At 69.8% G+C, this 23,541-nt stretch carries 22 protein-coding genes; 13 read left to right on the plus strand and 9 right to left on the minus strand.

Annotated features, from left to right (window positions below; all coding sequences use genetic code 11):
• Positions 1-83: 83 nt before the first annotated feature.
• Positions 84-791, plus strand: coding sequence for a DsbA family protein (locus H7J06_RS04075; RefSeq protein ID WP_264037240.1), 708 nt, complete (start codon positions 84-86; stop codon positions 789-791).
• Here H7J06_RS04075 and H7J06_RS04080 read toward each other — a convergent pair.
• From H7J06_RS04080 to H7J06_RS04095, 4 genes are all read right to left on the minus strand, one after another.
• Positions 752-1,300, minus strand: a complete 549-nt coding sequence (locus H7J06_RS04080) for a DUF3592 domain-containing protein (RefSeq protein WP_264037242.1) — start codon at positions 1,298-1,300, stop codon at positions 752-754. The two genes, H7J06_RS04075 and H7J06_RS04080, sit on opposite strands and share 40 nt — an antisense overlap.
• Positions 1,297-2,943 carry a 2-succinyl-5-enolpyruvyl-6-hydroxy-3-cyclohexene-1-carboxylic-acid synthase gene (menD, locus tag H7J06_RS04085; RefSeq protein ID WP_264037243.1) on the minus strand — a complete coding sequence of 549 codons (1,647 nt, stop codon included), beginning with the start codon at positions 2,941-2,943 and terminating at the stop codon, positions 1,297-1,299. Before menD ends, H7J06_RS04080 begins: the two co-directional genes overlap by 4 nt.
• 12 nt (positions 2,944-2,955) lie before the next feature.
• Positions 2,956-3,738 (minus strand): alpha/beta fold hydrolase, encoded by a 783-nt coding sequence (locus tag H7J06_RS04090; RefSeq protein WP_264037246.1) that lies wholly within the window; start codon positions 3,736-3,738, stop codon positions 2,956-2,958.
• Positions 3,739-3,985: 247 nt separating this feature from the next.
• Positions 3,986-4,945, minus strand: coding sequence for an o-succinylbenzoate synthase (locus H7J06_RS04095; protein WP_264037248.1), 960 nt, complete (start codon positions 4,943-4,945; stop codon positions 3,986-3,988).
• 123 nt (positions 4,946-5,068) lie between these two features.
• Here H7J06_RS04095 and H7J06_RS04100 point away from each other — a divergent pair, with 123 nt between their 5' ends.
• On the plus strand, positions 5,069-5,890 hold the full coding sequence (locus H7J06_RS04100; RefSeq protein ID WP_264037252.1) for a lysophospholipid acyltransferase family protein: 822 nt from the start codon (positions 5,069-5,071) through the stop codon (positions 5,888-5,890).
• Positions 5,891-5,895: 5 nt separating this feature from the next.
• Here the strand turns inward: H7J06_RS04100 and H7J06_RS04105 are convergent, their stop codons facing one another.
• Genes H7J06_RS04105 through H7J06_RS04115 form a run of 3 tightly spaced genes read right to left on the minus strand, consistent with a single transcriptional unit; the run spans position 5,896 to position 9,395 of the window.
• Positions 5,896-7,458: a long-chain-fatty-acid--CoA ligase gene (locus H7J06_RS04105; protein WP_264037254.1), complete on the minus strand. Its 1,563-nt coding sequence runs from the start codon at positions 7,456-7,458 to the stop codon at positions 5,896-5,898.
• 31 nt (positions 7,459-7,489) lie between these two features.
• The gene (locus H7J06_RS04110; RefSeq protein WP_264037256.1) at positions 7,490-9,097 is read right to left on the minus strand and encodes an amidohydrolase; all 1,608 of its coding nucleotides are present in this window, start codon (positions 9,095-9,097) and stop codon (positions 7,490-7,492) included.
• A 55-nt stretch (positions 9,098-9,152) separates the two neighbouring features.
• Positions 9,153-9,395, minus strand: coding sequence for a DUF3253 domain-containing protein (locus H7J06_RS04115; protein ID WP_264037258.1), 243 nt, complete (start codon positions 9,393-9,395; stop codon positions 9,153-9,155).
• A gap of 67 nt (positions 9,396-9,462) precedes the next feature.
• Between H7J06_RS04115 and fadD8 the strand changes: the two genes are divergently transcribed.
• Positions 9,463-11,064, plus strand: a complete 1,602-nt coding sequence (gene fadD8, locus H7J06_RS04120; RefSeq protein ID WP_264037259.1) for a fatty-acid--CoA ligase FadD8 — start codon at positions 9,463-9,465, stop codon at positions 11,062-11,064.
• Positions 11,065-11,066: 2 nt separating this feature from the next.
• On the opposite strand, the gene H7J06_RS04125 is transcribed toward fadD8, so the two are convergent.
• Positions 11,067-11,741: a FadR/GntR family transcriptional regulator gene (locus H7J06_RS04125; protein WP_264037261.1), complete on the minus strand. Its 675-nt coding sequence runs from the start codon at positions 11,739-11,741 to the stop codon at positions 11,067-11,069.
• An 87-nt stretch (positions 11,742-11,828) separates the two neighbouring features.
• Here H7J06_RS04125 and H7J06_RS04130 point away from each other — a divergent pair, with 87 nt between their 5' ends.
• From H7J06_RS04130 to H7J06_RS04150, 5 genes are all read left to right on the plus strand, one after another.
• Positions 11,829-13,040 carry a CynX/NimT family MFS transporter gene (locus H7J06_RS04130; RefSeq protein WP_264037558.1) on the plus strand — a complete coding sequence of 404 codons (1,212 nt, stop codon included), beginning with the start codon at positions 11,829-11,831 and terminating at the stop codon, positions 13,038-13,040.
• A gap of 96 nt (positions 13,041-13,136) precedes the next feature.
• Positions 13,137-13,823 (plus strand): HAD family hydrolase, encoded by a 687-nt coding sequence (locus tag H7J06_RS04135; RefSeq protein ID WP_264037263.1) that lies wholly within the window; start codon positions 13,137-13,139, stop codon positions 13,821-13,823.
• A gap of 9 nt (positions 13,824-13,832) precedes the next feature.
• Positions 13,833-14,282 carry a nitroreductase family deazaflavin-dependent oxidoreductase gene (locus H7J06_RS04140; protein WP_264037265.1) on the plus strand — a complete coding sequence of 150 codons (450 nt, stop codon included), beginning with the start codon at positions 13,833-13,835 and terminating at the stop codon, positions 14,280-14,282.
• 20 nt (positions 14,283-14,302) lie between these two features.
• Complete coding sequence (locus H7J06_RS04145) at positions 14,303-15,217, plus strand: 1,4-dihydroxy-2-naphthoyl-CoA synthase (RefSeq protein ID WP_264037267.1); 915 nt, start codon at positions 14,303-14,305, stop codon at positions 15,215-15,217.
• A gap of 8 nt (positions 15,218-15,225) precedes the next feature.
• Positions 15,226-17,397, plus strand: a complete 2,172-nt coding sequence (locus tag H7J06_RS04150; protein ID WP_264037269.1) for a thiamine pyrophosphate-dependent enzyme — start codon at positions 15,226-15,228, stop codon at positions 17,395-17,397.
• Here the strand turns inward: H7J06_RS04150 and H7J06_RS04155 are convergent.
• The gene (locus tag H7J06_RS04155) at positions 17,394-18,827 is read right to left on the minus strand and encodes a PucR family transcriptional regulator (RefSeq protein WP_264037271.1); all 1,434 of its coding nucleotides are present in this window, start codon (positions 18,825-18,827) and stop codon (positions 17,394-17,396) included. The genes H7J06_RS04150 and H7J06_RS04155 overlap by 4 nt on opposite strands.
• A 119-nt stretch (positions 18,828-18,946) precedes the next feature.
• Between H7J06_RS04155 and H7J06_RS04160 the strand changes: the two genes are divergently transcribed.
• The 5 genes from H7J06_RS04160 (at position 18,947) to H7J06_RS04180 (ending at position 23,516) form a co-directional block, all read left to right on the plus strand.
• Positions 18,947-20,044, plus strand: coding sequence for an alcohol dehydrogenase catalytic domain-containing protein (locus H7J06_RS04160; RefSeq protein WP_264037273.1), 1,098 nt, complete (start codon positions 18,947-18,949; stop codon positions 20,042-20,044).
• Between the two features lie 55 nt (positions 20,045-20,099).
• Positions 20,100-21,545, plus strand: a complete 1,446-nt coding sequence (locus H7J06_RS04165; RefSeq protein ID WP_264037275.1) for an APC family permease — start codon at positions 20,100-20,102, stop codon at positions 21,543-21,545.
• A 120-nt stretch (positions 21,546-21,665) separates the two neighbouring features.
• Positions 21,666-22,082: a hypothetical protein gene (locus tag H7J06_RS04170; protein ID WP_264037277.1), complete on the plus strand. Its 417-nt coding sequence runs from the start codon at positions 21,666-21,668 to the stop codon at positions 22,080-22,082.
• Positions 22,079-22,633: a GNAT family N-acetyltransferase gene (locus H7J06_RS04175; RefSeq protein ID WP_264037279.1), complete on the plus strand. Its 555-nt coding sequence runs from the start codon at positions 22,079-22,081 to the stop codon at positions 22,631-22,633. Before H7J06_RS04170 ends, H7J06_RS04175 begins: the two co-directional genes overlap by 4 nt.
• 10 nt (positions 22,634-22,643) lie before the next feature.
• Positions 22,644-23,516 (plus strand): SDR family oxidoreductase, encoded by an 873-nt coding sequence (locus tag H7J06_RS04180; protein ID WP_264037281.1) that lies wholly within the window; start codon positions 22,644-22,646, stop codon positions 23,514-23,516.
• Positions 23,517-23,541: the final 25 nt, after the last annotated feature.

The following is a 23,541-nucleotide window of genomic DNA, read 5'->3' on the forward strand; positions in this document are numbered from 1 at the left end:
GAAGGCTGACAGCCCCGGTTGTACTGGAGGTTGCGTGCGGGGATACGACACGCGAAGACTGGTGACGGGCTCATAATGCGGGGATGCGCAGCAAGCACGTCGTGATGGCCGTAGCGCTGAGCCTCGTCGTCGCGCTGACCGGCTGCACGCGCGCCGTCAGCGGCACACCCCTGGGCGACCCGGACCCTCCGCGCGTCGCCATGACGCAGGATTCGTTCGGCATCCGCGCCGGGCTGGCGGACGCCCCCGTGCAGCTGGAGATCTACACCGAGCCGCAGTGCAGCCATTGCGCCGATCTACAACACGACTTCGGTGACCGGTTCGCGTACTACATCGGCGCGGGCCAGCTCGCGATCACCTATCGACCGATGACCTTCCTCGACACCCCCGCCACCGACGGACACTCCGCCCGGGTGGCCAACGCCCTGTTCGTGGCGGCCACCCCCGGCGGGCAGGGGGACGGCGCCGGGTCGACCACTGGCGCACAGTTCCAACGCTTCGTCGAACGACTGTGGGCCAACCAAGACCCCGGCAGCCCGGGACCCGACGACGCGACGATCGCCGACTTCGCCCGCGCAGCAGGCGTTCCCGGCTTCCAGGCACACCAGATCGAGACCGGCGCACAAGCGAAGAGCGCAGCCGACCTGGCCGACATGGAGTCGACCAACTTCGAGTTCCTCTACGAGGTCGACCCGTTGAACACCGGCACGCCAACGGTCTTCGACCTACACGCCGGACAAAAGCTCGACATCTACGACGACGACTGGCTCTCCAAGCTGATGGCGTCCTGACGGTTCAGCCGACGCTGCAGCACCGCCAACCCACTCAGCGCGGCCGCTGCGACCAACCATCCCACCACCGCGATCGACGCGGCGGGAATGATCGCCAGCGAGGCGTTGCGGTCCTGCACTCGGACGAGATCCGGGTTGGCCTTGTCGTATTCGACGTAGATCCGCATGCCGGTGTCGAGTTCGGACGGATACAGCACGCCCAGCTCCGGCCGGTAGGTGACGCGGTCCGGGGTGACGAACTCGATGGTCGACCGTCGCGGTCCGGCGTCGAGCACCTCGGCCGCGGCCACGCCCATGTCGCCCTCGATCTGGCGGTCGTCGCGCCAGGCCCCGAGTACGAGCAGCACCGACTGCAACGTCACCAGGCAGGCGACGATGACCACCCCGATCCGCACCCGGCGGATGACGCGCTCGGCCCGCGTCTCACTGGGATCGCCGTACAGGTGCGGAATCAGGCCCTGCCACAACGTCTTCAGATAGCGCACCAGCTGGTCGACCGACGTCCTCACAGGGCTGCTCTGATCGATGCGTGCAGCGCCCGGAGCGACGAGCGGTCGGCCTTCACCTCCAGAACGCGCATGCCGTCGGCGCCGCCGTCCAGTTCCTCGGCGAGGCCGTCCAACTCCACCTGTCGACACTCGACGTGATAGGCGCGGCACAGCGCGCCCACGTCGACGTCGTGCGGGGTGCCGAACACGCGCGAGGAGACGTCGGAGAATCTCTGGTCGCCCTGCTCGAGGAGTTCGAAGATGCCGCCGCCGTTGTCGTTGGACACCACGATGGTGAGGCTCTTGGGAATCGGTTCGGTGGGGCCGATCAGCAGCCCGGAACTGTCGTGGACGAACGTGAGATCGCCGATGAGGGCGACGGTGCGGGGGACCCGGTCGCCGTCGCCGGTCCGTTCGTGGGCCAGGGCCGCGCCGATGGCCGTCGACACCGTGCCGTCGATGCCGGCGACACCGCGGTTGGACCGGACCTTGATGCCGTGGGCGTCCAGCCCGACCAGCGCCGCGTCGCGCACCGGGTTGGAGGCGCCGAGCACCAACTGGTCACCCGGCCGCAAACCGTCGGCGACGGCGGCCGCGACGTGCAGACCGGTCGTCAGGGGGTGGGACTTGAGCTGGGTGCGGACCGTGGCGACGGCGTGGGCGTTGGCGTCCGCGCAGCGTCGCAGCCACTCCTCGTCGGGCGAGCCCGTGACGACCGCCCGGGTGCCGGTCGCCTGCGAGTTGCCGGACACGTCCGGCCACCGCGGGCCGGTGGTGAGCGCGAAGACCGGCACCGACGAGTCGGCCAGCAACGCCGACACGCCGCGGTGCAACGTGGGACGGCCCAGCATGATGACCTGTCTGGGCTTCAGCGCCGGCAGCGCCAGCGGGTGCAGGGCGTTCTCCGCCGGGGGTGCGGTGGGTTCGGCCACGGTCGGCAGCGCCGCCAGGTTCGGATGGACACCCGCGCCGTGTCCGGCGATCACGACGGTGTCGAGGGTGACGTCGACGTCCAACGGCTGGTCGAACGTCACCGGGGGCGTGTACGTCCACGGTCGACCGTCGGGCCTGCCCTCAGGGGCGTACTCACCCGAGTCGTCCAACCCGGGCACCAGGGGCTCGCGCAGCGGGATGTCGAACTGCACGGGTCCGGCATTGGCACTGCGAGAACCCTTGGCCGCCACCAGAACCCGGCACGTCGCCGAGCGCCACTGGGCGTTGAGGGCGTCCATCGTCTCGGTGGCACCCTCGGCCAACCCGAGGCTGATGGTGGAGCGGACCTGGGTACCGAAGTAGCCGAGCTGTTCCATCGTCTGGTTGGCACCGGTGCCCAGGAGGTCATAGGGCCGGTTGGCGCTGAGGACGACCAGGGGCACGCGGGCGTAGTTCGCCTCGACGACCGCGGGCCCGAGGTTGGCCACCGCGGTGCCCGACGTCATGGCCACGCAGACCGGGGAGCCGGAGGCGGCCAATCCGATCGCCAGGAACCCGGCGGTGCGCTCGTCGATGCGCACGTGCAGCCGCAGCCTCCCGGCGCGGTCCGCGTCATGCAGGGCGAAGGCCAGCGGGGCATTGCGTGAACCGGGACACAGCACGACGTCCCGGACGCCGCCACGAATCAACTCGTCGACGACGATGCGCGCTTGAGTCGTCGACGGGTTCACCCTTACAGCCTGTCATACCCCCGCGCCGAAGAATTCGAGCACGGCGGCGTTGACCACGTCGGGACGCTCGATGAATCCGAGGTGTCCGGTGTCGGGTATTTGCAGGTAGCGGCCGTTGGGCAGGGCGTCGGCGACCTCCCGGCCGAGGTGCGGCGGCAGCACCACGTCGTCGGCGAAACCGATCACCAGCGCTGGCGCCGTAATGTTCCGGTAAGCAGGCAACCGGTTGGTCTCCGGTCGAATTCTGAGCTGGCTGCGCAGCCCCGGCGTCGACTTCGTGGGCCACATCGTGAACATCTCGATCCAGTCCCGGACGGCGCTCTCGTCGTTGAGCGTCTTGGGCGAGAAACTCTCCAGCAGCCGCAACTTCGCCTCGAACTTGGGTGGGAGTTCCACCCCCGCCTGCAGGAACTCGTATTCGGCGGCGCTGAAGAACTCGCGGGTGCGGTCCTCGCGGCCGCGGGTGGCCATCAACACCGCCGCCGACACCAGGTCGGGCCTGGCCAGCATCAACTCCTGGGCGATGAACGACCCCATCGAGACGCCCACCACCCGGACCGGGCCCGCGTCGAGCTTCTCGATCAGCTTCGCGGTGTCGAAGACCACCTGTTCGGTGGTGAAGCCCTGCGCGTTCTCGGTGGCGCCGATGCCGCGGTTGTCGAACGTGACGACGCGATACCCGGCCCGTTGGAAGGCGGGCACCTGGTGGAGGTGCCACGTCCGGCCCGCTCCCCCGCGGCCGGCAATGAACAGGACGGGCTCACCCGAGCCACGATCGTCGTACGCCAAATTCACCCGGCCGACCCTACTTGGGGCGGTGTGCGGTGTCCCAATTGCCGCAGGTCGGCGCGCGTCCCTGGCTGGTCATCCGAATGACACGCTCTACGCGTCTTCTGCATCAGGGTCGTGGGTTGGCGGTCTGCGGCCCCGCGGCGCGACCGTCGCGCAGAAGACGGCCATAGGACGCAGTTCGAGACAACCCAGAGGGAGTCCCGGCGCTCAGCGGGCCGGCGGCGACGGGTCCGGGCTCGTGCCCCACGGATTAGGACAGCAGCGGATGGCAGGCCGTGATCCGGTCGATCCACCACTGCCGTCGAGCGGGTGCGGCCGCCAGACCGGACAGGCGCGCAGGATCGGGCGTGACCGCCCCGACGGGCAGGCGGCCGTCCACCGGCGCGAGCGACTCGGTGACGTCCTCGACGAAGAGTCCGCCGGTACCCAGCCCGCACGCGTAGCGCAGGTCGGGCAGGCACGCCGCCGCCAGCAGACCCCTGGACATGCCGACCGCCGAATCGAGCGCACTGGACACCACGATGGGCACGTCGATCTGTCGGGCAATGTCCAGCAGCCGCGAAATACCGCCCAGCGGAGCGACTTTGACGACCGCGACGTCGGCGGCCTTCATCCGCACCACGCGCAACGGGTCCTCGGCCTTGCGGATGCTCTCGTCGGCCGCCACCGGCACGTCGACCAGGCCGCGTAGTTCGGCCAACTCGGCCACCGTCGCGCAGGGCTGCTCCAGGTACTCCAGGGGTCCGTCGGCCGTCAGCGCGGCGCAGGCGGTGGCCGCCTCCGCGACGGTCCAGCCACCGTTGGCGTCGACGCGAACCAGGGGCACCCGCTCGCGCACCGCGTTGACGCGGGCGACGTCGTCGGCGAGGGTCTGCCCCCGCTCGGCCACCTTGACCTTGGCGGTGCCCGCCCCCGGGAAACGGGCCAGCACCTCGGCCACCTGCGACACCTCGACGGCGGGGACGGTGGCGTTGACCGGGATCCAGGTGCGCAGCGGCGCGGGTGGCGCGACGTAGGCGGCCTCGATCCCCGCCGCCAGCCAATGCACCGCCTCGTCGGGCTCGTACTCGACGAAGGCGCCAAACTCGCCCCAGCCGGCGGGACCGTCGATCAACGCCACCTCGCGAACGTCGATGCCGCGGAAGCGGACTCGCATCGGCAGCGACACGACGTGCAGACGTTGTAGCAGGTCGTCCAGGGTGGGCGTCATGCGCCGCCGATCAGAACGTCGGTCTCGTCAACGCTCATGGGCCACCGTTCTGCGAGGGCGGAACGGAGTCTCCGTCACCGCCGACGCCGTCGTCATCCACCGATCGAAACCTACACTCGGGTGATGCCACTCATCGGGGTGTCCACCTACCAGCGGTGGATCGAGAACGTCGCCGACCGCATCGATCCCCTGGTCTCGGCCTCCAAGCCCTACCTCGACGGGCTGGACAACCTCCCGAGCGACGGCCGCTTCCTGCTCGTCGGCAATCACACCCAGGCAGGTACCGAAGCCGTCCTGATTCCGTACGTGGTCCGACGTCAGATCGGCATCCGGGTGCGGCCGCTGGCCGACCGCAGGTTCGGCAACGTCAAGGGCGTGCCGGCAGACCTCTTCGCCGCCGCAGGTGCGGTGGTCGGGACGCCGGAGACGGCGCGCGAACTCATGGCCGCCGGCGAACCCATCCTGGTGTTCCCCGGCGGTGGCCGAGAGGTCGGCAAGGCCCGCGACCAGCTGTACACGCTGATGTGGCACGGCCGCAACGGATTTGCCCGGCTCGCGGTGGAGCACGACTACCCGATCATTCCGGCGGCGCTCGTCGGCGGCGACGACGTCTACCACGTGCTCACCACCAGCGACGGCCGCTGGGCGCGGTGGACCAAGCCGCTGGCCGAACGCCTGACCGGCACCACGGACATGGGAATGCCCCTGGTGCGCGGCATCGGACCGACCCTGATTCCGCGCCCGCAGCGGACGTATCTGCGTTTCGGAACGCCGATCGACACCGCCCGCCCGAAGGGAGCGGTCGCCGAGACGTGGACGGCGACGGTGCGCGAGCGGACCAAGGCCGCGCTCGAGGGTGAGCTGGCCGCACTGCTGGAGATCCGCGAAGGCGATCCCTATCGTCAGCTGGCGCCATGGGCGCGCAGCGCCGCCGTCTCGCCCTAGACCGCCTATACCTTGCGGCCCGCCTTCTCCCAATGTGGTTGGCGCAGATCCTTCTTCAGGATCTTGCCGGTGGGATTGCGGGGCAGCTCGTCGACGATGTCGACCGTCCTCGGGCACTTGTAGCCGGCCAGTCGCTCCTTGGCCCAGCTGATCAGCTCCTCGTCGGTCACCTCGCCCTCGAGCGACACGACGGCCTTGACCGATTCGCCCCACTTCTCGTCGGGCACACCGATCACGGCAACCTCGGCGACGGCGGGATGCTCTGCCAGCACCCGTTCCACCTCGATCGAGTAGACGTTCTCCCCGCCGGTGATGATCATGTCCTTGAGCCGGTCCTCGACGAAGATGTAGCCGTCGGCGTCGACCCTGCCGATGTCCCCGGTGCGGAACCAGCCGTCCTCGGTGACGGCCTCCTTGGTCGCGTCGGGCTTGTTGTGGTAGCCCTTCATCAACTGCTTTGACTTGAACCACAATTCGCCCTGCTTGCCTGGTTCGACGTCCTCCAGGCTGTCAGGGTCGACCACGCGCACCTCGGCGCCGGGGACGACGCGGCCGGCGCTGCCCATGCGTTCCTCGTCGCCGCTGCGGTGATCCTCCGGAGCCAGCAGGCTGATGACACCACCGACCTCGGTCAGCCCGTAGGCCTGGATGAAGTCGGTGTCGGGCCACGCTTCGAGTGCCTTGCGCAGCAGCGGCAGCGGCATCGGCGACGCGCCGTAGCCGTAGGTCTTCAGGGCCGCGAACAGCTTCACGGCGTCCTCGCCGGACTCCAGCACCTTGGCCAGCACCGCCGGCACCAGGAAGGTGCGGTTGGCGCCCGAGAGAATGCCGCCGGCCAGCTGAGCGCCGTCGACGTCGCGGGTCATGTAGCTCGCCACCCCGGTGTGCAAGCCCAGCTGCATGTACGACGACCCGCCGACGTGGAACAGCGGCATCGCGACCAGGTTCTTGTCACCCTCGTCCAGTTCCCATCCGGCGAAGGCACTTTCGGTGTGCGCGATCAGGTTGGCCTGCGTCAGCGCGACACCCTTGGGCCGGCCCGTGGTGCCGGAGGAGTACATGATGATGGCGACGTCGTCGGGCTCGACGTCTTCCGACCGGTCGACCGGGGTCGCCGCGGCCAGCAGGGCCTCGTACTCGTCGCCCTCGCCACCGTCGGGCGTCACCTCGACGACCTTCTCCAGGCTGGTCAGCTTGTCCCGGATCTTGTCCACGCCCGGCTTCAGCTCGGACCCCACGATCAGCACCTTGGCACCGGAATCGTTGAGCACGTAGTCCATCTCGTCGCCGGCGAGCCGGAAGTTGACGATGGCAGTGGCCGCTCCGATGGACGCCGCCGCCAGGGTGGTCTCCACGCAGGCCGGATGGTTCTTGTCGAGGAACGCGACCACGTCGCCGCGGCCGACGCCCATCTCGGTCAGCGCGCCGGCCAGGTGCCGGATGCGGTCGTACCACTGGGACCACGTCCACGTGCGGTCCTTGAAGGTGACCGCTTCGGCGTCGGGCTTGGTCTCGGCCCAGTGAGCGGTGCGTTCGTCGAGAAAACGAGGTGTTGGCAACTCTGACATGAGCGCCAGCGTGCCATGACGACACCGGCAGCTAGTCAGATTTCGAATAAACTCGGCGTCCTGCCAGGTACGTGGCGCGCACCTCCAGGTCGGCGATGGTCTCCGGCGGCACGGCACGCGGATCGGCCGACAGCACCACCAGGTCGGCGTACTTGCCCACTTCCAGCGAGCCGACGACGTCGTCGGCGAACAATTGCCACGCCGCGTCCAAGGTCTGCGCCTGGATCGCCTGCTCGACCGTGATGCGTTGCTCCGGTCCCAGCACCCGCCCACTGGGCGCCTGGCGGGTGGCCGCGACGCTGATGTTGCGCAGCGGCTCCTCCGGCGTGACGGGCGGATCGTTGTGCAGCGAGACCCGCATGCCCGTGGCGAGGGCGGAACCGACCGGCATCCAGCGCGAACCGTGCTCGGGACCGAACAGACCGTCGACCAGGACGTCACCCCAGTAGTGAATCTGGTCGACGAAGATGCTGCACGTGACGCCGAGGTCGTGGGCGCGCTGCAGCTGTGCATCGGTGATCGCGCCGACGTGCTCGAGCCGCAGCCGGTGATCAGCGCGCGGATGTGCTTGCAGCGCTTCGGAGTACACGTCGAGGATGGTGTCGACTCCGACGTCGCCCTGGACGTGACAGGCCATCTGCCACCCCAGCGGAAAGTAGGCGGCGACGATCTCGGTGAGCTGTTCGCGGGTGTAGTTGGCGTGGCCGCAGGAGCCGGGCGTCACGCCGATGGACCGGGTCGCGGCGGTGTCCAGGTACGGGAACGACAGATCGATGTTGCCGATCCACGGGGACCCGTCGACCCAGATCTTGATGCCGACCTGCCGGACGACGTCGTCGCCGTTGTCGGGCACCGCGGTGGTCGTCATCGCGGCGGTCGACATCTCGTAGGTGCGCAGTCGCACGGTCAGCTCACCGCGCAGCGCGTCGAGCGCCGGGCGGAACATCGGGTCGAAGGCCATCTCCGAACACGTCGTCAGACCGGCCCGGTTCAGCCGGGCGCACTCGGCGAGCAGCATCGCGGGATATCCGTCGCGGTCGATGGCGCCGCCGATCAGCGGGAACACCGCGCCCGTCTCCTCCGCGGTGCCGTCGAGTTCACCCGAGGCGTCGCGGCCGTACCGCGCGCCCTTCGGATCCGGGGTGTCGCGGTTCAGCCCGAGCGTCCGCGCGGTCACCGAGTTGAAGTAGGCCTTGTGCCCGGAGTTGTGCACGATCACCAGTGGCGTATCGGGCGCCATCCCGTCCAGCCACGCCAGCGTGGGCTCTGGCAGGCCGGCCTGCAGCAGCGGATCCCACCCGTTGAGGTAGGCCCCCGAATCGCCGCGGGCGGCGACCTCGTGCTCGATCGCGGCGAGAACGTCGGCCGCACTGCCCATCGTGACGGGCCGGACGTCGACGATGCGATCGGCCAGCACCATCGCCTCCATCAGCGGGTGCCCATGCGCCTCGATCAGGCCGGGCATGACGCAGCCGTCGCCAAGTTCGACGACCACGGTGTCGGGCCCGACCCAGTTCTCCACCTCGGCCCGGTCGCCGACGGACACCACGCGCCCGTCGGCCACGGCAAGCGCGCCCGCCGTGGGCAGAGCGTCGTCGACGGTCAGGACGGTGCCGAAAAAGACCAGCTCAGCAGGCATGCCGCCATCTTCGCAGAGGCCACCGGAGAATGTGCCGACTTCGTGGCTCGGCGAACTACGTGATCCGGATCCGGATGGGCCCGCGCCACGGCTCGTCGGGATCGAGGACGGTGCCCTTCTGACTGATTTCCACCTCGCCGTGGCGGGCCAGGTCACGCGCGACGTCGCGGGCGTCGTCCATCAGGTCGCGCCAGTCGTCGCCGCCGATCGCCCGGGCCGCGTCGGACGGGCAGATGGTCTTCTCCGGTCCCCGTTCGCGAGCCAGCTCCAGGATGGTGGTGCGCAGTCGCTGGTTCACGTCCTCCAGTGAAGCCCGATTCCGCGCCCCTTGCCAGGATTTCTGTAACACGTTCTAATCTGGACCCATGAGTGACTCACTCCTGCGGCATCCCATCCACTCTGGCCACCTCACCGTCGGCGCGCTCAAGCGTCACCGCGACAAGCCAGTGCTGTTCCTCGGAGAGACCACCCTGACCGGTGGTGAGCTCGCCGACCGCATCAGCCAGTACGTTCAGGCCTTCGAGGCGCTCGGCGCGGGCTCGGGCGCGGTGGTCGGGCTGCTCGCACTCAACCGCCCCGAGGTACTGATGATCGTGGGCGCCGGGCAGACACAGGGCTACCGCCGTGTGGCACTACACCCTCTCGGCTCGCTGGACGACCACGCCTACGTGCTGACCGACGCCGGGGTCACGTCGTTGATCATCGATCCGAACCCGATGTTCGTCGAACGCGCGCTGGGGCTGCTGGAGAAGGTGCCGTCGCTCAAGCAGGTGCTGACGATCGGTCCCGTCCCCGCCGACCTGGCCGACGTCGCGGTGGACCTCAACGCCGAGGCCGCCGCGCACCCGCCACAACCGCTGGTCGCGGCAAACCTGGCGCCGGACACCGTCACCGGGCTGGCCTACACCGGCGGCACCACCGGCAAGCCCAAGGGCGTGATGATGACGTCGCAGGCCACCACCACCATGTCGACCATTCAGCTCGCCGAGTGGGAGTGGCCAGAGAACCCCAAGTTCCTGATGTGTACCCCGCTGTCGCACGCCGGAGCGGCGTTCTTCCTGCCGACGATCGTCAAGGGCGGCGAGATGGTGGTGCTGTCCAAGTTCGACCCGGCCGAGGTGCTGCGCACCATCGAGGAGCAGAAGATCACGGCCACCATGCTGGTTCCGTCGATGATCTACGCGCTGATGGACCACCCGGACTCCCACACCCGCGACCTCTCGTCGCTGGAGACCGTCTACTACGGTGCCTCGGCCATGAATCCGGTGCGACTGCGCGAGGCGATCGACCGCTTCGGGCCCATCTTCGCGCAGTACTACGGCCAATCCGAGGCCCCGATGGTCATCACCTATCTGGCCAAGGGCGAACACGACGAGAAGCGCCTGACGTCGTGCGGGCGCCCCACGTTGTTCGCCCGCACCGCTCTGCTCGGCGAGGACGGCCAGCCGGTGCCGCGCGGCGAGGTCGGCGAAATCTGCGTGTCGGGTCCGCTGCTGTCCGGCGGCTACCTGAACAAGCCGGAGGCGACGGCGGAGACGTTCCGCGACGGGTGGATGCACACCGGCGACCTGGCTCGCGAGGACGAGGACGGCTTCTGGTTCATCGTCGACCGCACCAAGGACATGATCGTCACCGGCGGGTTCAACGTGTTCCCGCGCGAGGTGGAAGACGTTGTCGCCGAACATCCTTCGGTGGCACAGGTGTGCGTGATCGGTACGCCCGACGAGAAGTGGGGCGAGGCCGTCACCGCGGTGGTGGTGCTGCGGTCGGACGTGCCGAGGGACGAGGCGTCGATCGCGGCCATGACCGCCGAGATCCAGGCCGCGGTCAAGGAGCGCAAGGGGTCGGTGCAATCGCCCAAGCAGGTCGTGGTCGTCGACTCGGTGCCCGTGACCGCACTCGGCAAGCCGGACAAGAAGGCCGTCCGCGCGCAGTTCTGGGAGGGCTCGGAGCGCCGCGTCGGGTAGCGCTACCTCGCGGAAGAGGGCAGGCCGTCGAGGATGCGGTCGAGCAGTTCGCCCGCCATGCGAGCGGCCTGGTCGACGTCGCCGGCCTCGATGTGGTCGAGCAGCGCGCCGTGGTCGACGATCTCCACGGGCGCCTCGTGGGTGGTCGCGACGCTCGCGGTCACGGCCTCGACGAGCCCGCGGTACAGCTCCGTCAGCGTCGCGTTGTGCGAGCTTCGGACGACGGCCAGGTGGAAGGCGGTGTCGGCGCGGGCGAAGTCGTCGGTGTCGCCGGCGTGCAAGCACGCGTCGCGGCGGGCCAACAGCTCCCGAAGTTCGACGACGTCCGCGTCAGTGTGGCGGGCCGCCGCCAGCCGCGCCCCTTCGACCTCCAGGCCTCGGCGAACCTCCAGCACCTCGCGAAGCTCCGCACCGTAGAGGCGGCGCAGCGCACCCGACACCTCACTGGTCGCGCGGACGTAGGTGCCGTCGCCCTGGCGGACCTCGAGGAGGCCGGCGTGGGCCAGCGCGCGGACCGCCTCGCGCACGGTGTTGCGCCCGACGCCCAAGGATTCGACGAGCACCGTCTCGTTGGGGATGCGCTGACCGACCGGCCACTCGCCGTCGGCGACGGACTGCCGAAGCTGGTCGATGACCTGGTCGACCAGGCCCGTGCGACGAGTAGTGCTCAAGGGCACAGATGACGTCCTTTCAACCAATCATGGGATGTATGGCAATGTAGCAGCGTGCGTGGCGACCAGCAGGACGAACATTCCGGACCCAAGGTGGCGGTTCAGCTCGACGAGAGCGCCGCGAGCTCCCCCGCCGGCGTGCCGGTGATCGCCGGCGGAACGCTGCTCGCGGTGGCAGTCATCCTGGTGGCCCTCAATCTGCGACCTGCCGTCACCAGCGTGGCGCCGTTGCTCGGCGACATGCGCGACGAGCTGGGCACGTCCGCCACCTGGGCGGGCCTGCTGACGACCATGCCCGGGTTGTGCTTCGCCGCCGCCGGGCTGACGGCACCGAGGCTCTCGAGCCGCTTCGGCCTGGGTCGCGTCATCTCCGGCGCGCTGGTGGTGCTGACCGCCGGCTTGGTGCTGCGCACCGTCGACGGGCCACACGTCGTGATCGGGGCGACGCTGCTGGCCTGTGCCGGCATCGCGCTGATCAACGTCCTGATTCCCGTCGTGATCAAGGGGTCGTTCCCCACCCGGGTCGGCCTGATGACCGGCATCTACACCGCCGCGCTGCAGGGCGGTGGCGCCCTAGGTTCGGCGGTCACCCCCGGCCTGGAGGAACCGCTCGGCGGATGGCGGCTGGCCCTGGCCGCCTGGGCGGCGATCGCGCTGCTCGCCCTGCTGGCCTGGCTGCCGGCGTCGCGTCGACACCGGGGCTCGTGGGCCGCGTCGACCGAACCCACTGGCGAACGGCGATCACTGCTGCGCAACCGGTTGGCCTGGACGGTGACGCTGTTCTTCGGCTGCCAGGCGTTCCTGGCCTACATCGTGATGGGCTGGCTGCCACAGATATTCATCGACAACGGCATCGGCAAGGTGCAGGCCGGGATACTCGTCGGCCTGGTGTCGCTGATCGGGGTGCCGGTCGCGCTGATCATCTCCCCGCTGGCGGCGCGCTCGGCGAACCAGAGCGGATGGATCATCGCATTGGGCGTTCTCGGCTTCGGCGGGGCAATCGGCCTGCTGGTCGCCCCCGCCGCCGCGCCATGGGTGTGGAGCGTGCTGATCGGCGTCGGCATGAGCGCGTTCTCCCTGGCGCTGACGGTCATCGCGCTGCGGGCCCGCAACGCCGAGGACACCGCGCAATTGTCCGGAATGGCACAGGGATTCGGCTATCTGTTCGCCGGGCTGGGGCCGTTCCTCTTCGGCCTGCTGCACGACGTCTCCGACGGCTGGACCATCCCGTTCGCGATGTTCCTGGTGGTCTACGTGGTGCAGATCGCCGCGGGTGCCGCGGCGGGCCGGAGTCGGTACGTCTGACGGTGCGCGAGTGTGAAGTAGTGCACGACGGTCCCCGCATTTCTCGCACATTTCTTCACGCTCGGCGGCGGAGACGGGTCAAGGCACAATGATGCCGTGACACTCACGCGCGCGGTGCTCTTCGACTTCTCGGGAACCTTGTTCCGACTCGAGGAGGACGACACCTGGTTCGACGGAATCCAGGTCGACGAGCAGGCCGTCGACGGTCACGTCCAGGCCGAGCTGATGCGGCGGTTGACCGCACCCACCGGTGCGTCGGTCGACATGGACGAACGGGCCCATCGGGCCTGGACGAACCGCGACCTGGAACCACACCTGCATCGCGAGGCCTACCTGCACGTGCTCCGCGAATCCGGGGTGGCCGACCAGCACGCCGAACGTCTCTACGCCTTGGTCGTCGACCCGGCCAGCTGGACGCCGTACCCGGACACCGCCGCCGTGCTCGCCGGCCTGCACCGCCAGGGCATTCGCACCGCGGTGGTCTCCAACATCGCGTTCGACATCAGGCCGGCGTTCGTCCGGCTCGGCGTCACCGGGGACGTCGACGAGTTCGTGCTGTCCTACGAGGTCGGTGCGGTCAAGCCCAGCGCCGAGATCTTCCAGACCGCGTTGACACGTCTGGGCGTCGCCGCCGAGGACGCGCTCATGGTCGGTGACAGCGAAGAGGCCGACGGCGGTGCCGTCGCGGTGGGCTGTCGCTTCGCCCTCGTCGACCCCGTTCCCACGGCGCAGCGGCCGAACGGGCTGGTCAAGGCCGTCGAAAGCGTCGGTCTGGCGGTCTAGAATTCGGGCATGCCCCACGACGATGACATTCGGCCGCCGTGGTGGCTCAAGCCCATGAACAAGGTCATGATGACGGCGATGCGGCTGGGCCTGATGCGCGAGGGCCCCATCGTCCTCGGCGTGGTGGGACGCAGGTCCGGCACCCCCCGGCCCACGCCGGTCACCCCGTTCACCGTCGACGGCAAGCGCTACGTCGTCGGTGGCTTCCCGAAGGCCGACTGGGTGAAGAACCTGCGCGCCGCCGGTGAGGCGACGCTGACGCAGGGTCGCAAGGTCGAGCCGGTGCGCGTCGTCGAGCTCTCCGCCGACGAGGCCCGTCCGCTGCTGCGTCAGTTTCCCGTCCTGGTCCCCACCGGCGTCAGCTTCATGACGCGTTCCGGGCTGGTAACCGGACCCAATCCCGACGAGTTCGAAGCCCTCGCCGGGCGTTGCGCGGTCTTCCGGTTCGACCCGGTGTAGGCCTGGCTACAGTCAACCGGGTGAGTTCTGACAATCCGTTCGACCCGACCCTGTGGCAGCCCGTCAAGGGCTTCGAGCTGACCGACATCACCTATCACCGGCACGTCGTCGACGGCGTCGCGAAGCCGACGGTGCGCATCGCGTTCGACCGACCGGAGGTGCGCAACGCCTTCCGCCCCCACACCGTCGACGAGCTGTACCGCGTGCTCGACCACGCCCGCATGAGCAACGACGTCGGCGTCATCCTGCTGACGGGTAACGGCCCCTCGGAGAAGGACGGCGGCTGGGCGTTCTGCTCCGGCGGCGACCAGCGCATCCGTGGCCGCACCGGATACCAGTACGCGGCCGGCGAGACCGCCGACACCGTGGATCCCGCACAGGCGGGCCGGCTGCACATCCTGGAGGTGCAGCGGCTGATCCGCTTCATGCCGAAGCCGGTGATCTGCTTGGTCAACGGATGGGCCGCCGGTGGCGGGCACAGCCTGCACGTGGTGTGCGACCTGACGTTGGCCAGCCGGGAGCATGCCCGGTTCAAGCAGACCGACGCCGACGTCGGCAGCTTCGACGGTGGCTACGGCAGCGCGTACCTGGCCCGGCAGACCGGGCAGAAGTTCGCCCGCGAGATCTTCTTCCTCGGTAGGCCGTATACGGCGGAGCAGATGAAGGCGATGGGGGCGGTGAACGAGGTGGTCGACCACGCCGAGCTGGAAACCGTTGCGCTGCAATGGGCTGAGGAGATCAACGGCAAGTCGCCGCAGGCCGTCCGAATGCTCAAGTTCGCGTTCAACCTGCTCGACGACGGTCTGGTCGGCCAGCAGGTCTTCGCCGGTGAGGCAACGCGATTGGCGTACATGACCGACGAGGCCGTCGAAGGTCGTGACGCGTTCCTGGAGAAGCGCGACCCGGACTGGTCGAGCTTCCCGCGCCACTTCTGAGGCACGCCGTGACCGAGAAGATCGACGAGTACTTCATCGAGGCGGTGAGCGCGCTGCGCCCAGGTGGCCAGCGCGTCGACCCCGGCGCCCCGATCGCGCCGACGTCGACGTTGACGGTGCGGGACGTGCTCGACCTGTTCGACTCGCAACTCGGCAGCCGGCACCTCGACCTGGCCGCCCGCTGGCTGCGGTCCCGCGGCAAGGGTTTCTACACCATCGGTTCGTCCGGCCACGAGGGCAACGCCGCCGTCGCCGCGGCGCTGCGGCACACCGATCCCGCTCTGCTGCACTACCGTTCGGGTGGCTTCTTCCTGCAGCGTGCCCGCCAGGTCGACGGCAGCGACCCGCTGCGCGACGTGCTGCTGGGGCTCTGCGCGGCGACCGACGAACCGATCAGCGGCGGCAGGCACAAGGTCTTCGGGCGCCGCGACCTCAACGTCATCCCGCAGACGTCGACGATCGCCTCGCACCTTCCCCGAGCGGTCGGGGTGGCCTTCTCGATCGGCCGGGCCGCGAAGCTCGGGATCGAGACGCCGTGGCCACGGGACGCCGTCACCGTCTGCAGCCTCGGCGACGCCTCGGCGAACCACTCGACGGCCACCGGTGCGGTCAACACCGCGACTCACGCTGCCTACCAAGGGCTTCCGCTGCCGCTGCTGTTCGTCTGTGAGGACAACGGCATCGGCATCAGCACCAAGACCCCGGCCGGGTGGATCGCCGCGAACTTCGGAAGCCGCGTCGGCCTGGAGTACTTCGCCGCCGACGGATCCGACGTCGTCGACGCCCATGCGGTGGCCACCCGTGCCGTCGACTGGGTACGCAAGCACCGCAAGCCGGCGTTCCTGCACCTTCGCACCGTGCGACTGATGGGCCACGCGGGCTCCGACGTCGAGGCCGCCTACCGCACCCCCGCCGAGATCGCCGGCGATTACGACCGCGACCCGTTGCTGGGGACCGCCGCGCTGGTGGTCGAGCACGCCGGCCTGTCCCCCACCGACATCCTCGACCGCTACGAGGCCAAGCGCTCCGAGGTCATCGACATTGCCCAGCAGGTCGCCGAGTTGCCGCAGCTAAACAGCGCGTCGGCGGTGATGCGGCCGTTGCTCGACGGAATGGCCGACGCCGTCGCCGCACGGCCCCGCAGCGGCGACGTCTCCGACGGCGAGGGGCCGCTGACGTTCGCACAGTCGGTCAACCGCGCGCTGCTCGACGTGCTGACCGAGCACCCGGGGGCGCTGGTCTTCGGCGAGGACGTCGCACGCAAGGGCGGCGTCTACGGCGTCACCAGGGGGCTGGCCCAGAAGTTCGGTGCGGCAAGGGTCTTCGACACGGTCCTCGACGAGCAGGCGATCCTCGGGCTCGCGCTCGGCGCCGGGCTCGCCGGGCTGCTGCCCATCCCCGAGATTCAGTACCTGGCCTACCTGCACAACGCCGCCGACCAGATCCGGGGCGAGGGCGCCACCCTCCAGTTCTTCTCCGACCGGCAGTACCGCAACCCGATGGTCGTGCGCGTCGCCGGTTACGGCTACCAGAAGGGCTTTGGCGGGCACTTCCACAACGACAACGCCGTCGCCGCGTTGCGGGACATCCCCGGCATCGTGATCGCCTCCCCGTCGCGCCCGGACGACGCCGCGGCGATGATGCGCACCTGCGCCGCGGCGGCCTACACCGCGGGAACGCTCTGCGTCTACCTGGAACCCATTGCGCTGTACCACGTTCGGGACCTCCACGACGGTGGGGACGACCAGTGGCTGGCCCCGTACCCGACGGAGGCCGTGCCGATCGGCCGCGCCCGTACCTACGGCGACGGCACCGACCTGACCATCGTGACGCTCGGCAACGGCGTACCGATGAGCCTGCGGGTCGCGCGCCGCCTCGAGGCCGACGGCATCTCGACGCGGGTCGTCGACATGCGTTGGCTGGCACCGCTTCCCGTGGCCGACGTAGTGCGCGAGGCGAACGCGACCGGCCGCACCCTGGTGGTCGACGAGACGAGGGCCACCGGCGGCGTCTCGGAGGGCGTGCTGGCCGCGTTGGTCGACCACGGCTACTCCGGCGCGCTGGCGAGGGTGGCCAGCGAGGACAGCTTCATCCCCCTCGGTGACGCGGCGCTGACGGTGCTGTTGTCCGAGGAACGCATCGACGCCGCCGCCCGCAAGCTCACCTCCGCCGGCGACTAGCGCTCGAGGGCCCTCAGGGCCAACCACGCGGCGGCGCGATCGTCCGGACTGGACGTCGACAGCCCGGTGAGGTCCTCGACCCGTCGGATCCGGTTGGTCAGCGTTTGACGGTGTACGCCGAGGCGCTCGGCCGCCATCCCCCAGACTCCGTTCTGCGCCAGGAACGTTCGCAGCGTGTCGGTGAGATCGCCGTGGCGGCCGTCCGCGTCGCGCAGCGGGTCGAGCACCGCGGCGAGGCGCCCGCCGTCGACCGGGTCGAGGCGGTCCAGCACGTAGGCCACCGTCGGCAGCGCCCGGTAGCGGACCACGTCGCGGCCGTCGGCGACCGCCACCTCGTGGGCTTGGCGGGCCTCGGCCAGGCTGCGGGTCAGCACGTCGGTCGGCGCCGGGGTGCCCAGGCCCAGCCGCAACGGCAACCGCGGCGTGACGGTGGAGGTCCTGGCCCGCTCCGCGAGGGCGTCGGCCTGCTCGTCGCGGACGAAGCCGAGCACGCTGCCACGTTCGGCGGTCACCATGTGGACGGCGCCGAGCTCGTCGAGCCAGCGGATGACCAGCCGCTCGAGGTCGACCGACCTCGACCGCGCCGTCAGGACGAAGGCCGTCAACGACAGCTCGTGTACGCCCCACCGTCGGAGCAGCGCGGCGGCCGGGTCACCGCCGGCAAGCAGGGTGCCCATCATGACCTCGCGGCCCAGCCGCTCGGTGCCGGCGTAGTCGTGGGTCCGCAGAACCAGGTCGAGCAGCGCGGCCGCCAGCGAGGCCAGATCCCGGCTGCGACTGGTCGAGGCGTTGCGCGACGAGATGACGAGGTAACCGGTGAGGTCCTCGTCGGTGCCGACCACGTGCACCTGAAGACCGCGGTGGCGCAGGCGGACCGGCCGGTGAAAGGCCACCGTCACCGCGTCCTTGACGTGCAGGCCGCCTGCGCCGGCGGTGGTGATGGTCTGCCCGTGAGCGTCGAGCAGGACCGCCCAGCCGTCGATGCGGTGGGCGAGCTGGGCGACCACGGCTTCCGCACCGCCGCGCCGGGCCACCTGGGTGAGCACCTTGGTGCCGGTGGTGACCAGCCGATCCTCGGCGGCCTGATCGGCAGCGAGCAGCGCGACGAGCCGCGCGTGCACCAGTTCGTCGTCGGGATGGTTCACGACGATCGCACTGAATCCCCTGGCGGCCAACAGGTCCCGAAGTTCGGCCCCGTCACCCACCACGACGAGGACCGCGTCGGTCAGCGCGTCGGCACGCCCGGCCAAGACGGTCGCCTCGACCGCGTGCGCCGAACCCACCACCAGGGTCGCGTAGGACGGGTGGCCGACGACGGCGAAGTCGTCGAGCCGCACGGCTGCGTCCACGGGCGTCGACGCCGCCACTCGACCGTCGAGACAGAGGTCACCGCCCAGTACGCGGGCGATGGAGGTCAGGTCGCGGGCCATCCGGTGAGTGTACGAAATGTCGAATCGGTGGCCTCGGATCCATGATCTTTCACAGTGCTTCCGGGCGGCCGGCATGCCTACGATCACCCCGATTCGACCGCCCCCGAACCTGGAGCTGCATGAAAGCCATCGTCTTCCGTGATCCCGCCACGGCCATCGAGGTCGCCGACGTCGACCTCGCCGACCCGAAGGCCGGCGAGGTCCGCGTCAAGATCGCCGCCGCCGGGGTCTGCCACTCCGACCTTCACGTCAAGCGTGGCGAGTGGGACGCCCCCGCGCCGCTGGTGATGGGCCACGAGGGTTCCGGCGTCGTCGTCGAACTCGGCGAGGGCGTCACCTCGCTGGCCGTCGGCGACCACGTGGTGCTGAGCTGGGTGCCGCCGTGCGGCGAATGCCGGTACTGCCGATCGGGACACGAGGCGCGCTGCCACAAGGCCGCGACCGTCGTCGCCCCCAAGGGCGTCCTGTACGACGGCACCTCACGGCTGTCCAAGGACGGCGAAACGATCCACCACTACCTGGGCGTCTCGTCCTTCGCCGAAGAGGTCGTCGTCCCCGCGTCGGGCGCGATCAAGGTGCGCGACGACGCCCCGCTCGACGTGATCGCCGTCGTCGGCTGCGCCGTCGCGACCGGCGTCGGGGCCGTCCTCAACACCGCCGCCGTGGAACCCGGTTCGACGCTGGCCGTGATCGGCTGTGGCGGCGTCGGCCTCAACGTCGTCCAGGGCGCCCGACTGGCCGGCGCCGAACGCATCATCGCGATCGACGTGCTGCCCGGAAAGACCCAGCTGGCAATGCAATTCGGTGCCACCGATCGCATCGACGCCAGCGGCGGAGACGTCGTCGAGCAGCTGTTCGAGTTGCTCCCCGACGGCGTCGACTACGCCTTCGACGCCATCGGCCGCACGTCGACCACCGAGCAGGCGATCCGGATGCTCGGCCTCGGCGGCGCCGCGGTGATCGTCGGCCTCCCGCCCACCGGCGCGAAGGCGTCCTTCGAGCCCCTCGTCCTGGCCGAGGCCGACCAACGCATCCTGGGATCGAACTACGGCTCCGTCCGTCCGTCGATCGACATCCCCGCGTTGGTCGACCGCTACATGGACGGCCAGCTCAAACTCGACCCGCTGATCTCTGCGCACCGTCCGCTGGTCGAGGCCGCCGAGGCATTCGCCGACCTCGAGACCGGTGAAGCCCTGCGCACCTTGCTGATTCCCTGACACCCGCTTCCCCGATCCAGCCCGTTACCCAATCCAGCCGTCCAACGGAGACCCCATGTCTGCACCACCCAAGCCCACCGGGTCCTCGACCCAGGCACCGACCGACGCCGGACTGCGTCGCGGCGTGATGTCCGCCCCCGAGGTGTCCGCCCAGGCGATCGCGAACATCGCGCCGAGCGCGGTGATCGCGTTCACCGCGGCGGCCATCTACGTCGGCGCCGGCAACGGCACCGTGCTGTCGTTCGTGCTCGCCACGCTGGTCATCCTGGCGGTCGGCTATTGCGTAGTGGTCTTCGCGCGCAAGCACGCCTCGGCGGGCTCGCTGTACACCTACGTCGCCAAGGGGCTCGGCCCCACCGGCGCCTACCTCGCGGGGGTCGCCCTGGTCGTCGGTTGCTGGGGCATCACCGCCGGCTCACTCGGCGGTGCGGTGTCCTACATGAACCAGTTCCTGGTGCTCCTCGGGGTGCCCGCCACCGGAATCGGTTGGCAGATGGGGCTTGCCGTCGTGCTCGGCGGCCTAGCGACACTGTTCACCATCCGCGGGATCCGGCTCTCGGCACGGGTGTCGCTGGTGCTGGAGTTGGTGTCGGTCACCATCATCGTGATCCTGCTGGTGCTCGCCCTCGTCTGGGCCGGTCCCAACGCCTGGGACCCCTCGCAGTTCAGCCTGCAGGGTGCACCCCTTCAGGGCGTGGCCGCGGGAATGGTGCTCGGCATCCTCGGCTTCGTCGGGTTCTCCTCGGCCGACGCCCTCGGCCGCGAAGCCAAGAATCCTTACACCACGATTCCTCGGGCGATCATGTGGAGCGCCGTCACCGTCGGGGTCCTCTACGTGTTCGCCGCGTACACCCAGATCGCGGTGCTCGGCGACGGACTCGCCGACAGCGCCAGCCCGCTGGAGGACATCGCGACGCTCATCGGCATGCCGTCGTGGTTCGCCCCGATCCTCACGTTCGGCGTCGGCGCGTCCTTCTTCGCCGTCGTCGTCGCACCGCTCAACGTGGTGGGCCGCATCGTCTACGTGATGGGCAAGGAGGGCGTGGTCGCCGACCACTTCGGCCGCACCCACGACCGCCACCTGACACCGCATCGGGTCCTGCTGATCGCCGGCCCGACGGCGATCGTCCTGAACCTGGTGTTGCTCGCGACGAGCGTCGACCCGATGGAGATCGTCGTGTGGGTGGACACCTACGGCACCTACGGCTACATGGTCGCCTACGCGCTCGTGGCGATCGCCTGCGTGGTCTACACGCGGCGCGAGGGCATGCCGAACGGCCTGGTGTGGACGTGCGCAATCGTCGTCGTCCTGGCGATGGCCTACGTGTTCTTCGCCAACGTCTGGCCGGTGCCGGCCTGGCCGTTGAACGTCATCCCGTATCTGTTCCTCGCCACCATGCTCGCGGCGGTCGCCTGGTACCGGTACCGCGTGGCGCGGCGACCGGAGATCGTCGCCAACATCGGCAACACCGAGACCGACGTCCTGGAGGGCGTCGGCTAGGAGAGACCCGCGAGTTTGGGCGCGCTAACGTTCGGTGACCGATCGTTAGCGCGCGCCGAACTCGCGAGGGGGCAAGTCATCGAAGCCACACTCACGAGGTGGGCGATCGGCGCCCTTGGCGTGTTGGCCATCGCCGTGGCCCTCCTCCTTCCCTGGTACACCGCGCAGGCGGTGGGCGGATCGGCCGACATGGCGGGGTGGGGCGCCTGGACGGTCAGCGGCGACGTCGACGCCGGACTGCGGCCGCTACCCCTGGGGCTCCTGGTCCTCCCGGCCGCGGGAGCGATGGTCTACGGCGCGGTGCGCAGCGCCTTCGGCCTCGCCGTCGTCGGCGCCATGGCCACCTTCGCGGCGGCGATCCTGCCGTTCCTGGTCATGCGTGCGGTCGACCGGCACGTCCCCGGCAGCGGCTCGGTGGCCGTCGAGGTGGCCGAGGCCCCGCTGGCCCTGCTCGCGGTCGGGTTCGTCGCGACGGTCGTCTGCTGGATCGGCTACGCGCGCTGCGTGCTTCGGCCCTCGCCCCGGCAGGCCTCGTGACCACGCTGACCGCGCTGCGGATCGACGCCGGCGACGTGGTGCTGCGCAAGGCCCGCGACGAAGACCGCCGGTCGATCATCGATCACCTCGTCGACCCCGACGTCCACGCCCACCTCGGCGGACCTCAGCCCCGCCCGGTCGTCACGCGCGACCTCGACGAAGCCGGCGTCACCGCCGCGACGGACTCGGCGGGTTCCTACGTCATCGCCGACAAGGAGACCGACACGTTCATCGGCACGGTGTCGCTGACCCGTCGCGGCCTTCACCACCCCGGTCACCTCGGGCCGTCCGGCGAGGAACTCGAGCTGGCCTACACCCTGGACCGTCGGTTCTGGGGCCGCGGCCTGGCCTACCAGGCGGCCATCGCCCTGCTCCGGACCGCGGCCGCCGAACTTCGCGACGAGCCGGTCATCGTGGTCACCCAGAGCGCCAACACCCGATCGCTGAACCTGGCGCAGCGACTCGGTTTCGTCCCCACCATGACGTTCGAGGAGTTCGGCGAGCAGCAGACGCTGGCGGTCGCGAATCTGGGCCGGTTTCGAGCGCCCTAAGCTCTGGGCCGTGAGTAAGAATCCGCTTCGCCGTCTGTCCGAAACCCTGCTGCTGGCCAGCATGCGGCCCCCGCTGGCCGCCCAGTTGTTCGGGCCGCGGCACGAGGTCGACCCCGCCGGCAAGCGGATCCTGGTCACCGGAGCCTCGTCGGGAATCGGTGAAGCCGGGGCGCTCAAGCTCGCCGCCCATGGCGCGCGGGTGATCGTGGTCGCCCGCAGAAGGGAACTGCTCGACACGGTCGTCGAGCGGATCGAGGCGGCCGGTGGCGAGGCGACCGCGATCGCCTGCGACCTGTCCGACCTCGACGCCGTCGACGCCCTGGTGGCCGACGTCGACGAACGGTTCGGCGGGGTCGACGTCCTGATCAACAACGCGGGCAGGTCCATTCGCCGACCGCTGGCCGAATCGCTGGACCGGTGGCACGACGTCGAGCGGACCATGGCGTTGAACTACTATTCGCCGCTGCGGCTGATCCGCGGCTTCGGACCGGGCATGCGGGAGCGCCGCGACGGTCACGTCGTGAACGTCTCGACGTGGGGCGTGCTGAACGAGTCGTCGCCGCTGTTCGCCGTGTACAACGCCTCGAAGGCGGCGCTGACCGCCGTCAGCCGCGTCGTCGAGACCGAATGGGGCAACGAGGGCGTGCACTCGACGACGCTGTTCTACCCGTTGGTCAAGACGCCCATGATCGCGCCCACCCGGGCCTACGACGGGTTGCCGGGCCTGTCGGCCGACGAAGCCGCGGACTGGATGGTCACCGCCGTCCGGCGCCGGCCGGTCCGCATCGCCCCCCGCATGGCCGTCACCGCGCACGCCGTGAACAGCTTCGCGCCGGCCGCGGTGGACGCGGTGATGAAGCGCCAGCACGTCCAACCTACGTAGACGTGGCGTCCAGGGATGCGTCCTC

Origin of the sequence: Mycolicibacterium hodleri, from assembly GCF_025822245.1 — a bacterium.
GTDB lineage: Bacteria > Actinomycetota > Actinomycetes > Mycobacteriales > Mycobacteriaceae > Mycobacterium > Mycobacterium hodleri.